Raw genomic sequence first — 15,200 nt, forward strand, 5'->3', positions numbered from 1 at the left:
AAATATTTAACGCTCTTACTTTTTGCCTTTCACATTCTTTTTACAGTGCGTCTATCAAATACCTGCCGTCTGGCAGAGAAAATGTCCACCAATCAAATGGAAGATGAATCATGAGTCAACAAAAACGACCAATGAAAAATCAAATCGGTTTAGTGGGAGCTATTTGCGGAAGCTTGCTGCTGAGCTTACCAGTTCTAGCTCAAACGCCTGCCAATCGCGATATGCGTTCCGGCATCCAAACCGAGATGTGTTCGCCCAATACGAGCGACACGAATATGACTCGCGAAGGCACGTCTTCTGCCAACAGCAATCGGAATACGCCAACCAGAAATGGAGATACATCCTCCAGCATGATGGGGGGACGCACATCGGCCAGCGGTACGAACACCCAGAGCATGACTCGCGAAGGCACGTCTTCTGCTAACAGCAATAGAAATACGCCGACCACCAGTGCTAATACGTCATCTGGCCCGATGGGGGGACGCACGTCTGCCAGCGGTATGAACAGTACGTCATCTAGCACGATGGGGGGACGCAGATCGGCCAGCGGTACGAGCTCACAGAGCATGACTCGCGAAGGCACGTCTTCTGCTAATAGCAATAGAAATACGCCGACCACCAGTGCTAATACGTCATCTGGCACGATGAGCGATCGTTCATCCACCATGACGACCGGACGCCCATCTACAACCAATACATCTCTGCCTAGCGATCCTATGTCTGCCCGCGATCCGAACGCAGTACGTATGGATGAGCAAGCTGCGTGTGGCAGCGGCAGCGGGAATAACACAGACATGAACCGCAATACGCCATCCAGCACAGCGCCCAATCGCGACAAGCAGATGCGTCGCGACAACTACCAGATGATGGATAAGAATGCTTTAACCATTCAACCAATGGGTGGCGTTTATTTGAACTAACGATCGCTCACCATTTCCAGTACCTGACTTAGTAGAGTGGCTTCAGCTTTAGTATCCTTCAAAGTTCGAGCCAAAGCGATCGCCCGGTAGTAAACACTCCGGGCATCGCTGTATCTGCCCAACTGTTCGTAAAGTTGGGCTAAAGACCTGAGCGATATCAGTTCTTGGCGGGGGTTCGCTGCATCTTGCGCGGACGCTATACGCTGCTGAAGTAATTCAATCGCACGGGTATATTGTCTTGCAGAACAGTAAGTTAATACTAAACCGTCGATCGCACGAAACTGGTTGGGCCGATCGAGAGATCCGTTAGCAATTCCCAACGCCGCACCGTAGGCACGGATAGTATCCTTAAAGCTATTAACCGCTCGGTAGGCATCGCCTAAATTATTGAACGTATTCGCCTGACCGATCGGATCGCCAGCTCGACTGCGATAAATTACAGCTTCTTCGTACAGTTTAATTGCCCGATTGCTTGAGCCATAACCGCTTGCCACCAAGCCAAGATTATTCAGAGATAGGCCAATACCAGCCGCATTATTGACACTGCGGGCGATCGCAAGCGCCTCCTCAAACGTTGTCTGGGCAGCAGATAGACTGCCTCGCCGCAACAGCACCGTACCCACATTGTTAAGGCCAAAAATTTGACCTTGCCAGTCCTTATTGTCGCGGGCAACTCCCAGGCGTCGCCGCAGCGCATCCTCCGCCCTCTGATAGTCGCCTAGTTCGGCATAAGCCAGACCCAGGAAATCGTAAATTCGGCCTACTGACTGGATATCACCAATTCGATGATAAATTATGAGCGCCTGCGACCAGTAGGGAATCGCTTTATCCAGGTTTCCTTGCCGCTGCGCCTGTCCTCCCAAACGTACTAATCGATCGGCCTCATTCCGAAGTTCCCCTTGAGTGCCGTTATTGATGCGGATATCGAGTTGTTGATTGAGGTCAGCTGCACCCAGAAGTACAAAGTAAAAAGGCAAAAGTAAAAAGATTAAAAGGGACTGGGGATTGGGGACTGGGGATTGGGGATTGGGGCACCAGTTCCCTTTGCCTGCTTTTTCCAATTTCCTTAGCTTTTCCTTTTTGCCTTTCATACAGAACTAGCAAGGTCAATTTCAAAGTCTTCTTCTTGGACTGTTTCTTCCTCGCCGAAATAAATGGCGCGAATATCAGCTGGCAAAGCGTCTTGTAGTTGTTTTAACCCACTCTGTAGCAATTCTCTCACCTCAGCAGGAGAAAGTACTTCTGCCTCTGCTTGGAGATAAGCTGCAATCCTAGCTTCGCTCCACTTGAAAGTCTGAGACATCAGCACTATTAACCGCTGGAGCGCAGGTATCAAATCCAACGCCTGCTCGGTGTAACACCACAGGGGGGGCGAAGCAGCCTGCAACGAGTAGTGAATCGATTCCACCGGGGGAATTTCAGCTTGATTGATACAGAGAGCCGTGATATTGATTAGCCAGTTCTGGAGATTAAAGTTCTCCATCCCAGGTACGGCGGTGCCGCGCAAATCCAGATCTATCAAAGCATGATAGATTTGCCGCCAGGTGATGGCAAACAAGTAGTCAACTTGGACGGGCGATCGCCCGGAGTGTCCGATTAAGGTATAAATAATCGGACTGTAGCGACAGAAAATTGCCGTAAAGTATTTCCCCTCGTCGAGATGGCGCTGAAACAGGGTTAGCAGTTCGCGATCGCTGCAATCGAACAGCGATTTGACTAAGGGATGATTGCTTTCAGGAAAATGAGGTATTTGCACAATACTTTAACCGCGTTAAATCTGTCCCTGCGATTAAATCCATACTACACCCATCAGGGAAAAAGGGGCTAGGGGCTAGGGAAGAGGGGCTAGGGACTAGGGGCTAGGCTAGGGAAGAGGGAAGCTAGATGTTTCGTTGCTCCAACTCAAAGAAACCCGGTTACTCTCACTCCCCCACTCCCCCCACTCCTCCACTCCCCCACTCCCCTTGATAGAAGATTGATAGTAATGGTTTGGGCTTGATAGACTAGAAACACAGAAAATGATATGAGTTTCCTGACTCCCACGGTAGGTGCGAGTAATTCTTCACCATTTGTAAGTTCATGGTTATAGCAGCTAGCTTGATTCCCTCCCTGTATTCGTCCGCTCTCTTAGGATCTTTTTTGCCTTCCCTGGCTCTGGATAGCTTGTTTTCCACCCAAGGAATCATGGTGATGCTGCTGGTAGCCTATGCAGGTGCCATGTGGATGTTCCTCACCAGTGCCCCGAAAGTCTATACGATTATGGTGTCGGATCTGGACATCGCTCGGCAGTTATATGAAGGTCTGCTAGATCTACCAGCAGCAGAAGTGCCTTTGCACTACTACTACAATTACGAGCAAACCCTTGGTGCTACTAGCATCGACCCTCTGTATATGTCAGCTAGTCCCAGCTTCTCTGGCACCAAAGGATTGAACCCACCGGAGGGCCTTTGGTATCAGTTAAAGAAGAATACGCAGTTGCACGTTATCTCTGGAGCTACTTTAGGCCAAAAAGATCGTCAGCGCCATGTTTGTTTCGATCGCGATTGTCTCGAACAAGTGCTGATGAGAGTGCAAGTCCGAGGCTTGAAGCACAAAATCCGCACCGAAAAGCCTCTGCATTTTTTGCTCAAGGATTTAGAAGGTCGCGTGATTGAAATGGCAGAAGTTTCTAGTTAGGGGCTAGGGGCTTTCTTGCTAGGGACTAGGGAAAGCGATCGCATCCCGGATACTCGCACAATCTGTCAGCAGCATACCAAGCGATCGATCCCAATCCCCAAGCCACCTGTAGGGGGCATCCCATACTCTATCGTCAAATTGTCTGTTGTCATCGTTGGTTAAAATTTTACCGCAGATGAAGACAGATGTAGGCGTTCGCGAAGCGTGCCGGAGGCATTAGCCTTCCCGAAGGGTACGCAGATAAACGCAGATAAGAATAATCACACGAATTTTTTAGGTAACCAATGCTACCGGACACGATCTAAATCGAATTTGGCAATAACTTTAGTCTTTTCCTACTCTTCTCTAGCATTTCTCTATCCAAGTTTCCTCTTTCTGACGCTTTCAGCAAGGCATACATAGCTTCGTAATATAAATCTTTATCGTAAGAGATTAGAAGCAAATCTACTCCAGCATTAATTGCTTTAACGGTAGCTAGTCCGAATCCATCTTTACTACCATAGACTGCCTGCATCCCAAAATCGTCTGTGATTAAAATACCATTGTGCTGCCAATTCTTTCTGATAATATCTGTAACTACCCGTTTGGAGAAGGATACTGGATGTTTGGGATCTACTGCCGTTAATTTAGCGTGTCCCAGCATTGTCAAAGCTTGAGAATTACTCATTACTTGACGAAACGGCACCCAGTCATCATTGGTTAATTCATCGACTGAGGTAGGCAATTCTGCATCAGCAATATGTGTATCTGCACTAACTCTTCCTAATCCTGGAAAATGTTTAATTGTGCATCTAACTCGATATTCTTCCAAGGTTTTACAATACCACAAAGCTACCTTGGCAACCACTTCTTTATCTGCTGATATAGACCGCTGGTAAATTTTAGAATATTTATCATTTGGATTAATAATTCCTTTGTTTAAGTCTACTACAGGGGCAAAATTCAAATTAACTCCAATTTCAGCTAATTCTCTTCCCTGGGTTCGGGCATATTTAATAATTTCATCCTTTTTTAGATCTATATTTTTATCGTCAGCAACGATAGCTGAAAGTTGAGGCAATCTCGTCAGAGGTGGAGATAATCGAGATACCATACCGCCTTCTTGATCTGTCGCTATCCACAAAGGAGGTAAACCTTGACTTTGGCGAATATCTTGCAACGCTTTAATTTCTTGTTGGATATCTTGTTTTGTTTTATTTCTAATGTTTCTGGTGGTGATAAATACTCCACCTACGGCTCTTTTATAAACTAAGGTTTTGATTTCTTCAAAGTTTCTATAGCCGATGACAAAATGCTGACCCAATTTTTCTATTTTGTTGGCATCTGCATTTAATACAATGGATTTTGTCAAATTAAATTTGATTTCCAAAGCTAAGGCATGGGAGAGAGCAAGAGATGCGATCGCAAATATCAAAAAACTGCTAACTCGTCTCTTTTTTGCATATTTTCTACTCAAACCTCTGATTTCAGAAAGGATTAATCCCAAACCGAATATTATAATAGCCGAAAACGCTAAAACTCTCCAACTCGCCCAAAATGGCAATCTAAAATTGAAAGCAAATAATAAAATAATTACGGCTAAAAATAATTTAACTATTTTCATAATACTACTCTAAGCTCACTACAGTTATCTCAACAGGATGCTCAATGGTAAACTGATAATATATTTCCTTTTTGCCCTGGCGTTTAGATTGGCGCGGTAGTGTAATTAACCATTCTAGCTGACCCATTTCACCCAGATGGATTTCTGGACGAGTGCTGAAGAGATGGACTTTAATTTGTTCGTCGCGACTGACTGGTAGTTGTTCGATTAGTCTCAGTGTAGTTTTTTTACTGCGTAAGTTAGCGATCGCTAGCTTATACCCATAGGTTGTGCGGCGATAGTTACCTATCAATTGTACTTCACGCTCCACCAAATCGCGATCGATTTTTAAACTTTCGTCAATACCTAAGTTAAGTTTAAACTGTTGACCCGGTGCAATGTTTTCCATTTGGGTAGTGCCTACAAGGGAGCGCTCGCAAAAAATGTTAGCTTTACCGGGTAGCAAAGTTACACCATTTGTGTTATTCGTAACCGTTGCTTCAAGGTAGGCGAAACTAATTAACCTTGGTACTGCAACATATTCAATTCGACAAGGATAATCGTCGTTAAAAATCATTACTTTATGCGCCGCACCATTACTTGAAATATCGCTGTCTCGATCTAGCGGAAATGTTACCGCAGCGTCAGATTTAATTGCTTGTCCCACCACTTTTTGCGCTGAGAGAAAATCTTGTTTCTTGGTAGTATCGTTTTCCTCTGCCAGTAAAGCTTCTAATTCAGCAAAAGCATCATCACTCTGGGGAAGCTGGTTATTTTTTCTACCGCTAACGTACCAAGGTTCAAGTTTGGGAGGTAGGGTATTTGAAGTTGGTTTGGCAGTGGAAAGTGTGAGTTTTACTCCAGTCCAATCTTCGCCTGTTTTTTGCCTAATTTCAGCTAGCAGGGAAATATTAATGCGATCCCTATTGCTGCTAGTTCGCAAGTCGTAAAGCGGTGTCCACCCAGCGCGACTTACTAGGTAAGAAATTTCTAGTTCAAAATCTCCTGGACTTGCTGGCCCGATCGCGACGATAACGCTATGACTGGTATAACTTTCTTTGCAAGGGGATAGCTGGATTTGCTTGAGTTGTTGGCGAAGTATTTCTAATTGTTTGTCTAAGTCGCGTACCTGCCTTTCCCGCAATGCGATCGCACTCGCATACTCTGCGTACTGCTGTCCCAAAAACTTCAGTAACTCCCCAATATCATCCAGGTTTATCTGTGCGGGTGCAAGTAATCCCGAAAAGCCTTCTAATGACTTTTCACTTAAACCTTGCACGAAATTTCGTTGCAATTGTGCAGCTTCCAATTGATCTTGAATACTGCGTTTTTGCAACTCAACCTGGCGAATTTGTCTACTCAGCAGTGATATTTTCTCTGCAAATGCTTCAGTAGCAAATATAGTTTCTGTCCGCACTCCTAATAATCGCACCGCTAACTTACCTGCACCTCTAACCCTAACTGAATCGGTTTGGATAGTTAATGGCAATTCTGCAATTATTAATTCTTTTTCCTCACCAGTTAGCGCCGCTGTGCCGCGCCTGGTAACCTGTGCTTGGTTGGTGTAGATTGTTACTTCTGAGATGCGTGTATTGATTATCTGAGTAGTCATTAGTCATTTAGTTCGTGGTTCATAGTTCATTGTTCATAGTATTGAAGATTAAACGGCTACCACTCTAAGCCGGGACAGTGGAACCCCACCCCCAGCCCCTCTCCGCAACAGGGAGGGGAGTATTTCTTCCCCCCTCTCCGAGGTCGGAGAGGGGGGTTAGGGGGGTGAGGTTGTTTACTCAGGCTTTCTTTTATAGCGATCGATTTCTCGTTGCAATTCTTCAATTTGACGCCGCAACTCGTCTACTTGATTGTGTGGCGTTTCTGATTGAACGTCAACAGATCCCTCAGCGGCAGATTGTTGATAATTGCCGTTGCGGATTTGGCGATATTCTTCTGAAAGTGACCACTGGCGGATGTGACTAATGCGTTCTACCAAAAAGGGATGACTTAAGAATACCCCTTGAGCAAAGTTATTATAAAGGAGAAATTTATACACTTGATTCAATCCGTCTTGATCGAGGTCTTGATATTTTTCAGATTGACGGATAAATTCATCCAAACTGCATTCATTGTTATACTTGGCACTGCCGCCAGCAAGTTTCATCATCGATCGCAAGACTGGATTGATGTCATCCATCACCAATAAAGCGGCCCGATCTGCTGATAATTCAGAACGTCGCTTCCATTCATAAAAGGCATAAATTAAACCTCTGCCGATGATATTGCCTAAGCCAAGAGTTAAATCGCCGAGAAAAGATACCGTAGCGATCGCCCAAATTCCCATCTGAGATAGAGTGGTGTGACCGCATTTAATATGTCCTAATTCATGGGCTATAACCGCTCGCAATTCAGCTTCGCTCATTAAATCTAACAGAGCAGAATTTAGTACGATCGAGGGACGTTCTTGTCCCATAGCATAAGCATTGGATAAAGGATGCTGACTAACAAACAAAGATGGTTCTGGATAAATATCTAGATCTCGCAAAGATTCGCGAAATATCTGATAAATTGTCGAATACTGGCGGGGGCCGACTTCAATGCTGTTGCCCATATTATAGATGAATTGAGGGCGTTCGGCGAAGAATTCTACAAATTTGCGGGCGGCGATATCGAAGCCTGGTAAGCTGCGTAAGGTTTCCTCGGCTTCGCGATCGAGCGGATGGCGGAAGGCTTCGCTGGAGATTCCTTTATAAGTCGGCATGGTGGGGGTTCTGGTTGGTATAGGGAAAACCTATATTTATTATCGTGTAGGGAAGAGTGCGATCGCACCCCCTCCTCGCCCAAACTGGCGATATTTCCTATCCCTTAAGCTTCGCCCAAATCTTGCACCTGTTTCAAAACTTTAGAAGGTACTTCATTGCGATCGATAGGGTATCCATGAAAACCATCAGCACCGTCTGGTTGAAATTCATAAAATTTTCCCTCATGGTAACCGTAGATTTGTTTTCCGCTTACAATTCCTTTATCTAAAACTTTCTGAGCTATTTCATCATTCAAATCCATTAAAGTACCCCAACCACCAGGAGCGTGCTTAGGACTAGGTACATACCGTAGACGAAGCTTGCTGGCTTGACTTACGGTAGTCAAATTCGGAATATTTTTATCTTCATATATCTCTCCATTACTACTGAACCTAACCTGAATTTCTTCACAAGCAAATTCAGCTGCATTTTGTAAACTGATTAAACTACCATTTAAATGGGCTGCTCCTGCCAAAGAACTCTCAGAAACATCTCGTTGATTGAAGTAGCATTCACAGTAATCTAGTAATTCATTTAAAGTTCTATCTATGAAAAAGCCATTATTGCTGATAATCCTAAGCAACAAGTCAGCAATTTTTTGCTCCTTGGGAGATTTTAATTTTTCATATATCCACTGCTTAACGCTATAGTCAACCGATAGCTTACAGTTAGCAAAGCTGCTATGGCTTTGGATGGGATTGTCACCTCTAATTGGTTCTAACTCAACAATCAAATTCACTAAAGTTTTTATTATATCATCTGCATCATACTTGGTTTCTGCCTGTCCAATAAAAGACAGTTCATTAATCAGGAAGTGCATTTATAGCAACTCCATTAAATCTTGTTGGGCTTGATCGAAAAACCCATTAGGCCAAGAATTTATTCTGCCGTCGCGATCGATTCGTGGTGACAATACCTCAGTTACAATTGGCCTTTCTTTCTCTTGTCGCTGAAAGAAGTGTAATTGAACATCTTTCGGGTCAATTTTTCCACCATGAACAGCAAGACGAATCCCATTTAGAACATGATCGCTATGAGTTTCTATGACAATTTGAACGCCACAGCTTGCAGCAATAGCCAACAAACGACCCATTTGTGATTGCCCTTTTGGATGTAAATGTGCTTCTGGATTTTCAATTATAATTAGTGTGCCTGGTTCAGATGCAAGCACCGCTACAATAATTGGTAAGGTGTAGCTAATTCCAAACCCAACATTGGTTGCCCGATAAGGGTTACTATCTCCATAAGAATATTGAAAACTCATTAGATCTATATCTGGCTTTGAAGCAATTTTGAGGCGTGTACCTGGACTGACTTCTCCTATCCATGCTTCGACTTGGTTAACCAACTTCGATGACTTTGCTCTTGGATGGCTTAGATTAGAATTGGGAATATCTTTATCTCCATAAATTGAAAGGAAGTGTGCAGTATACTCACCTCTAGTGCCAATTTGCTCAAGTCGTTGCACTTGATAATCTGACATTTCATTAAAAGTTCGTGGCCCTATCCGTTCTGCTTGAAGGTAGTGGAATTTATTAGTGAAAAGGCTTAATTGATAAACGTCCTGGGGAATGGATGATGAGGCAAGATTCAATACATCTACTTCTCGATCGTAGTTAAAACGCCATATTCTCTCTGTGCCATTTTCCCAAATAATATCAAAACCGATTTCTTCTTTATTGGCTCCTTCAAAAATTGCATCTTTTGCCGTACCAATACAAACCAATTCACCATTTAGCGCCAAACCTATATTTGGCAATAAACCCTGTTGGTAAGATTGACGCAGCAACAGCAAAGATTGAAGAACAGAAGATTTTCCACTACTATTTAGGCCAGAAAGAAGGGTGATATGTCTAAATTCAAGAAATTGATTTTTAAAAGGTTTAAAGTTGGTCAATTGTAGAGAATTTATCATTGTAATACTTCCTTAATTATCCTTTCAATTGTACTAAATCGATACTCTACCTTGTTAGCTGCCTGAGATATAGATACAAGAAATTCATTATCATTATCTACGCAATTAATAAATTTTTCAACCAATTCTTTCTTTTTAAATTTTAATATTTCAATCTCTTGCTCGCTGAGACAGCTAAGATTAACTGACCAAGCTTCAAATAATGATTTGTTAACAGGATATTTTTTTGTGGTTTTGTTCGATATCTTACGAAAAGCATTTTCTCCGAAAATTTCCAAAGCATTAATCATTGTTTTTTTGAAAATAAATTCTATATCTTTTAAACCTTCTTCTGATAATTTGTTAGCTTTAAATAAAGCTTTATTTAGAAATGAATCCCTCGTTTCATCTTTATATTTTTTGTAAGAAGTTAGCTTAAAAGCTAAAAAACCAATTACAAACTCCCGATCGTCCATGCGCTTTTCACGGAAATCACTAATTTTAATAACTTTCCGAAATTCTTGTAATTTTGCCATATTAGCTAAGAATTTGGTTGCTTTTCCAGGGTTGAGAGCATGGCGTAGTTCTTGAGGAGAAAGAGGTACACCGCCTGTATTAATCCTTTTAAAAATATTGTACTTAACTTCAATAGGCGTGCCTTTTTCAATTGCATATACTGTAACTTGAGTTTCTAATATCCGGCGCTGGTATCTACGCTCTAGTTCATCATAAGTTTTGCCGTTAAGTTCAGTTAGGTATTCTAATCCACTTAGTCTAAGTCTTTTGTCGCTCTTATCGTTGATAAATTGGTTTAGGGCTGATAGCCGCTGTAAACCATCTACAACCAACCAATTATCTTCATTAGTAGCATCTATGTAAAAGGCTGGTAGCGGAATCCGAATCAGAATAGACTCAATCAATTGGCTTTTAGCGTCGGGATTCCATATATTCGCTTGACGTTGAAAATCAGGGGCTAAATCAAGGGCTTCTTCATCAATTCGTCTTAGTAATTGCTCAATAGTTGGTTCCCTAGTATCAATGTTAATTTTTTCAGGATCGTAGCTAAAAGTAGCTTTTTCGTATTGTTCTTCATCATTGTCTACTTCATCTGAATTATCTTCTTCAAGCAATTCTGCGTTTTTATTATTTAGCTGTGTCACGATGGGTACTCCTTAGCCTTAAATTCGGTTCAGCCCCCTGCTGGTAATGCTTAGTGATAATAGATTACCAAACTAAGGTTTTATGGGATGTTCCGATCGTATTGTACTATAGCTAGGGACTAGGGACTAGGGTTTCAGGAATTAAAAACGTCCTAACTGCCTTGGCGGTTGCTATACTATCTCGCTCTCGTTGGACAGATGGACACGAAAGAAGCCCGATCGCATTCCCCCCGCCCAACAAAAGCAAAACGCCCCAAACTCATGCCTGAATTTGAAGCGCTTTGTCATCTCAAACGAAAATCGATTAGATGAAACTGAAGTAACCACCTCCAAGACTCAAATTATTAGAGCCTTGGACAATAGCAATCAGTTCATTCTGACCGAGAGTTTTCTGATAGATTGCCGTTCCACTTGGTAAACCGCTTGGGGAACCACCAAGCACATAGCCATTAGATGAACCGCGAAGCTCAATTCTATCCTCGCTGGCATTGAAATCGAGAATGAAAGCGTAATCGGTGGTGCCAGATTTACTATCATCGCCGTCATTATAGTAAACCTTAACGGTATCTCCCAAGATAAAGAGATCGGCATCAAAACCGCCAACTAAAGTATCTATCTCGCCCAAACCTGGATTGGTAGCTTTGGCGTTAACACCAACCAAGCGATCGGTCCCTTTGTCTCCGAAAAGCAAGTCCCCCCCAGATCCCCCGTAGAGAACATCATTACCTTGACCGCCAAACAAGGTACCGTTGCCTTCTCCGCCATCAATGGTATCGTTGCCTTTATTGCCAGCGAGAAAGTCTTTGCCCTTACCAAAGATAAGATCGTTGCCATCGTCTCCAACGATGAAGTCTTCACCACTACCGCTGTAAATTACATCATCATCTTTGCCACCGGAGAGGGTATTCTTGCCTTCCCCACCATAGATCGTGTCCTGGCCTTCGTTACCAAAAATGAGGTCATCGCCAGCATCCCCGAAGAAAATGTCTTTGCCTTTACCGCCAGAAAGATAGTCATTGCCGTCTCCGCCAAACACCAAGTCATCGCCGCTATCGGCAAAGATGGAGTCATTGCCATTGCCACCGGATAGGCTATCGTTTCCTGGCGTGCCAAATTGGGACGATCCTGCTTTGGCAGGGGTGCTAGCTTTGGCAGTATCGTTATCTCTGATGGTCGCCGCACCTTGGGCGTCAGCGATTTCAGCGCCGATCGGATTGCTGAGGTTGATGTAAAAATTCTCGTCGAATTCGGGCTGAGTGTCTTCCAGAACGTTGACGGTGACAGTTTGTTTGGTTTGGCCGGGATTGAACACCACCTGGCCGCTGAGGGCCGGGGCGGTGCCGTCGGGGCGTTCGCCCAGGATTTGACCGCGAATTACTCCACCGGGAGATGCCTTGGTGTGGACGTTCAAGTACAGTTTGGTATCATCTCCGGGTGTAGCTGCCTTGAGGGAGGAGACAAAATTACTCAAAGGCTGATTGGCAGCATCGGTTGATTCCCAAACGCCAGTGATAATTGTGGAACCATCTGGATTAATGGTTGCGTTCCAGTCATCGGCATCTTGAGAAGCTTTGGAAATATCTAAAACGATCGCACCATTTGCGCCTTTCCCTCCCACATGGAAATGAACGCCAGTGACATCATCAGTCGTGTCAGCGGTTTGAGAAGCTTTGCCGAGTAGGGAACCAAAGTCCAAACCGGAAACCTTGATTCTGTAACTCAGCGCATCCCCGGCGCGGTTCAGTTCCAACAAGCTGAAACCGCTAGCGGTTGAGCTTGTGGGCGGTACTTCTTGGTTGCTATTTAAGGTCGCATCGAAGGTGCTGCTACCGTCGGCGCTGTCGTCTGCGATCGCATAATTTACCGTCACCACTCGATCGCTAGCTTTTGACAGGCTAACTGTAAAGTTCGCGGGAACGTTACCTTCTACTACCGAGACATCGTTGATAGAGATGGTTGGTAGAGAGGGTTCCTCTACAACAGGGGGCCGATCGGTGGTGTCGTACACATAACCGATTTGCTGGATGGAAATCATCTGTTCGGGAGTGGCATTCCCAAACTGATACATGGGGTCATTAATGTCAATCCCAGTGTTACCAGTGTCCGGCGGAAGATAAGGACGGAACCCAGGATCGTTTTGGTGACGTTCTATCCACTCTGTCCAGAGGCGATCGATGTTGGCATGATGCAGGAAGAATACCGGATCGTTGGGAGAAGTCGCCAAACCCATCCCGCCACCTACCCAGACGTGGGGATTTCCGTGGGGGCGACCTTCCAGTGTGCTAGTGAAGCGATCGAATGTGGGTAGGTTAAGAGCAGCCTCTATGTCCGATGGTAATGGTAAGTTAGCAGTACCCACGAACATTGAGGGGTCTTGTCTCGATCCGCTGCTGCGCTGAAGAAAACGTGCCTGTCCGTTTGGATTGAGAGGCGATGGAGAATTAAAAGTCAGCGTCCAGATACCCTGCTGGTTTAGAGTTTGGGTAGGCTGATTTCGCAGTGAAAAAGATGGCGCACTGAATGGCCCTGCACTCACAAAGTTACTGTCTTGGGAGTTGCCAGGGGTACCCATAAAGTCGTTGCTGAAGACGGCGCGGGTGCTGTCCGAGTTAGTCGGGTCCCAGTATGGGAGGCTGACGCTGGGATCGATCGATCGCAAGTCATTCTCGAACCTACGCAAGAATTCCCGGTGCCACGGCAGAAATGCTGGTGAGGAGTGGACTGGCGGCATTTCACCAGACATCTGTCCGCTAGAGTTTATTTCACCAAAGGCTAATTGATGCAACCTCACGTAGTAATCATAAGCATTCGGTGGAGTTACGTTTGTTCTGGTTACAGGGTCAAAGATTTGGTACTGAGATGGCCTGTTTTTTAATCCTTTAACTGCATTGACAAATGCTGTTTTTTCTGCACTGGTGAGAGTCTTGGCGTCCTGCCGTAATAAGAGGTTATCGTTCGTTGTCGCCATAAGTGCATTGCATCCTTCTAAACAAAGTTGGTAATCACAATATTTTCTAAGCTGATGCGACCCTTTTGTGTAAATAAGTAGGTGGACGTAAATAAACTGAACTCCAAGAAACCCGGTTTCTCCAAGAAACCGGGTTTCTAAGGGCCAGGAGTTTTACGTTTAATTATGCCCACCTACTTAGCAAGGGAGAAATTCTCTTGGAAATGACTTTACTGGACTTAAAAAAGTTCTCAGCAGTTATTAATTCTTTGCAAACGATCGATCGCTTGCCACTATACAGTTATAGCTAGGGACTAGGGACTAGGGTCAGAAGGGTTTAGAATCCGCCATAACGTTTAAATATCTAATAGACATCTCCATAAATTAAAGGTGCTAACCCTAGAACCCTTGTAGAGACGTTGCATGCAACGTCTCTACATTCTTTGAAAGGAGATATCTAATAGTAAAAAAACAGTATTTATACTAACAAAGCTTGGTTTCAATAAAAAACCCCCAACAGGGGGTTTTTCTGTCAAAAAAAACGTTAACTTGACTCACAAAATATAAAGCAGCAGGAAAAGAACAATCCAAACGATATCGACAAAGTGCCAGTAGAGTTCAGCAGCTTCTACACCAAAATGGCTTTCGCTGCTGTAGCGGCCTTTCTTGAGCGATCGCCACAACACACCCAAAATCAACACCACCCCAAAACAAACGTGCAGACCGTGAAAGCCAGTCAAAACATAAAACGTGCTGGCATACAAGTTGGTTGTGAGGCCGAATTCTAGATGGGCGTACTCATAAACCTGACCGGCCAAGAAAATTGCGCCCATAATCGCAGTGGCAATAAACCAATTTCGCAAACCCGCCACATCGTTCTTTTTGATAGCCGTATCCGCCTTATGAATCACAAAACTGCTGGAAATCAGAATCAGCGTATTGATTCCTGGCAGCAATAACTCTCGTTCTGGCGTTCCTTCCGGCGGCCATATCGGTGCCACAGACCGGAAGGTAAGATAGGCGGCAAATAATCCTAAAAAGATCATTGCCTCGGCAATCAGAAAAACAATCACTCCGAAGATGCGGTGATCGGGATGTTCTTCATGATGATGGCCTGCAACTGCCTCAGAACTAGCGTGATAGTTCAGGGCAGTTTTAGCTGGATCGATGGTTGAACTTTGCATGGCTATCTATTTTAAGGAAGAGGCTAGGGGCTAGGGGAAGAG

The 15,200-nt window shown here is 44.3% G+C and carries 13 protein-coding genes; 2 read left to right on the forward strand and 11 right to left on the reverse strand.

Going from position 1 to position 15,200, the window contains the following annotated elements; all coding sequences use genetic code 11:
• Positions 1-110: 110 nt before the first annotated feature.
• Complete coding sequence (locus LAY41_RS18780) at positions 111-920, forward strand: hypothetical protein (protein ID WP_249101361.1); 810 nt, start codon at positions 111-113, stop codon at positions 918-920.
• Here LAY41_RS18780 and LAY41_RS18785 read toward each other — a convergent pair.
• Both LAY41_RS18785 and LAY41_RS18790 read right to left on the reverse strand, forming a co-directional pair.
• Positions 917-2,011 carry a tetratricopeptide repeat protein gene (locus tag LAY41_RS18785; RefSeq protein WP_249101363.1) on the reverse strand — a complete coding sequence of 365 codons (1,095 nt, stop codon included), beginning with the start codon at positions 2,009-2,011 and terminating at the stop codon, positions 917-919. The two genes, LAY41_RS18780 and LAY41_RS18785, sit on opposite strands and share 4 nt — an antisense overlap.
• Positions 2,008-2,676, reverse strand: a complete 669-nt coding sequence (locus LAY41_RS18790) for an RNA polymerase sigma factor (protein ID WP_249101366.1) — start codon at positions 2,674-2,676, stop codon at positions 2,008-2,010. Before LAY41_RS18790 ends, LAY41_RS18785 begins: the two co-directional genes overlap by 4 nt.
• A 323-nt stretch (positions 2,677-2,999) precedes the next feature.
• On the opposite strand from LAY41_RS18790, the gene LAY41_RS18795 reads away from it, so the two are divergent.
• A complete protein-coding gene (locus tag LAY41_RS18795) occupies positions 3,000-3,596 on the forward strand; it encodes a glyoxalase-like domain protein (protein ID WP_249101367.1) in 597 nt (198 codons plus the stop codon).
• Between the two features lie 65 nt (positions 3,597-3,661).
• On the opposite strand, the gene LAY41_RS32980 is transcribed toward LAY41_RS18795, so the two are convergent.
• The 9 genes from LAY41_RS32980 to LAY41_RS18840 form a co-directional block, all read right to left on the reverse strand.
• The gene (locus LAY41_RS32980; protein ID WP_476726988.1) at positions 3,662-3,748 is read right to left on the reverse strand and encodes an amino acid--tRNA ligase-related protein; all 87 of its coding nucleotides are present in this window, start codon (positions 3,746-3,748) and stop codon (positions 3,662-3,664) included.
• 149 nt (positions 3,749-3,897) lie between these two features.
• The gene (locus LAY41_RS18805) at positions 3,898-5,199 is read right to left on the reverse strand and encodes a glycoside hydrolase family 3 N-terminal domain-containing protein (protein ID WP_249101371.1); all 1,302 of its coding nucleotides are present in this window, start codon (positions 5,197-5,199) and stop codon (positions 3,898-3,900) included.
• A 4-nt stretch (positions 5,200-5,203) separates the two neighbouring features.
• Positions 5,204-6,790, reverse strand: coding sequence for a mucoidy inhibitor MuiA family protein (locus LAY41_RS18810; RefSeq protein WP_249101374.1), 1,587 nt, complete (start codon positions 6,788-6,790; stop codon positions 5,204-5,206).
• A 174-nt stretch (positions 6,791-6,964) separates the two neighbouring features.
• On the reverse strand, positions 6,965-7,933 hold the full coding sequence (locus LAY41_RS18815) for a M48 family metallopeptidase (RefSeq protein ID WP_249101377.1): 969 nt from the start codon (positions 7,931-7,933) through the stop codon (positions 6,965-6,967).
• Positions 7,934-8,037: 104 nt separating this feature from the next.
• A complete protein-coding gene (locus LAY41_RS18820) occupies positions 8,038-8,793 on the reverse strand; it encodes a hypothetical protein (RefSeq protein ID WP_249101378.1) in 756 nt (251 codons plus the stop codon).
• Positions 8,794-9,888, reverse strand: a complete 1,095-nt coding sequence (locus tag LAY41_RS18825; protein ID WP_249101381.1) for a DUF3696 domain-containing protein — start codon at positions 9,886-9,888, stop codon at positions 8,794-8,796.
• Positions 9,885-11,027: a GmrSD restriction endonuclease domain-containing protein gene (locus LAY41_RS18830; protein ID WP_249101384.1), complete on the reverse strand. Its 1,143-nt coding sequence runs from the start codon at positions 11,025-11,027 to the stop codon at positions 9,885-9,887. The genes LAY41_RS18825 and LAY41_RS18830 overlap by 4 nt, the downstream gene beginning before the upstream one ends.
• A gap of 304 nt (positions 11,028-11,331) precedes the next feature.
• Positions 11,332-13,995 (reverse strand): tyrosinase family protein, encoded by a 2,664-nt coding sequence (locus LAY41_RS18835; protein WP_249101386.1) that lies wholly within the window; start codon positions 13,993-13,995, stop codon positions 11,332-11,334.
• Between the two features lie 533 nt (positions 13,996-14,528).
• Complete coding sequence (locus tag LAY41_RS18840) at positions 14,529-15,158, reverse strand: cytochrome c oxidase subunit 3 (protein WP_249101389.1); 630 nt, start codon at positions 15,156-15,158, stop codon at positions 14,529-14,531.
• Positions 15,159-15,200: the final 42 nt, after the last annotated feature.

This window comes from Argonema galeatum A003/A1 (assembly GCF_023333595.1).
In the GTDB taxonomy this organism is placed as follows: Bacteria; Cyanobacteriota; Cyanobacteriia; order Cyanobacteriales; family Aerosakkonemataceae; genus Argonema; species Argonema galeatum.

Excerpts from the sequence above, each read along its gene's own strand:
- LAY41_RS18780 (WP_249101361.1), top strand. The coding sequence starts at position 111 with ATGAGTCAACAAAAACGACCAATGAAAAATCAAATCGGTTTAGTGGGA.
- LAY41_RS18785 (WP_249101363.1), bottom strand. The coding sequence starts at position 2,011 with ATGAAAGGCAAAAAGGAAAAGCTAAGGAAATTGGAAAAAGCAGGCAAA.
- LAY41_RS18795 (WP_249101367.1), top strand. The coding sequence starts at position 3,000 with ATGGTTATAGCAGCTAGCTTGATTCCCTCCCTGTATTCGTCCGCTCTC.
- LAY41_RS32980 (WP_476726988.1), bottom strand. The coding sequence starts at position 3,748 with ATGACAACAGACAATTTGACGATAGAGTATGGGATGCCCCCTACAGGT.
- LAY41_RS18805 (WP_249101371.1), bottom strand. The coding sequence starts at position 5,199 with ATGAAAATAGTTAAATTATTTTTAGCCGTAATTATTTTATTATTTGCT.
- LAY41_RS18810 (WP_249101374.1), bottom strand. The coding sequence starts at position 6,790 with ATGACTACTCAGATAATCAATACACGCATCTCAGAAGTAACAATCTAC.
- LAY41_RS18815 (WP_249101377.1), bottom strand. The coding sequence starts at position 7,933 with ATGCCGACTTATAAAGGAATCTCCAGCGAAGCCTTCCGCCATCCGCTC.
- LAY41_RS18820 (WP_249101378.1), bottom strand. The coding sequence starts at position 8,793 with ATGCACTTCCTGATTAATGAACTGTCTTTTATTGGACAGGCAGAAACC.
- LAY41_RS18825 (WP_249101381.1), bottom strand. The coding sequence starts at position 9,888 with ATGATAAATTCTCTACAATTGACCAACTTTAAACCTTTTAAAAATCAA.
- LAY41_RS18835 (WP_249101386.1), bottom strand. The coding sequence starts at position 13,995 with ATGGCGACAACGAACGATAACCTCTTATTACGGCAGGACGCCAAGACT.
- LAY41_RS18840 (WP_249101389.1), bottom strand. The coding sequence starts at position 15,158 with ATGCAAAGTTCAACCATCGATCCAGCTAAAACTGCCCTGAACTATCAC.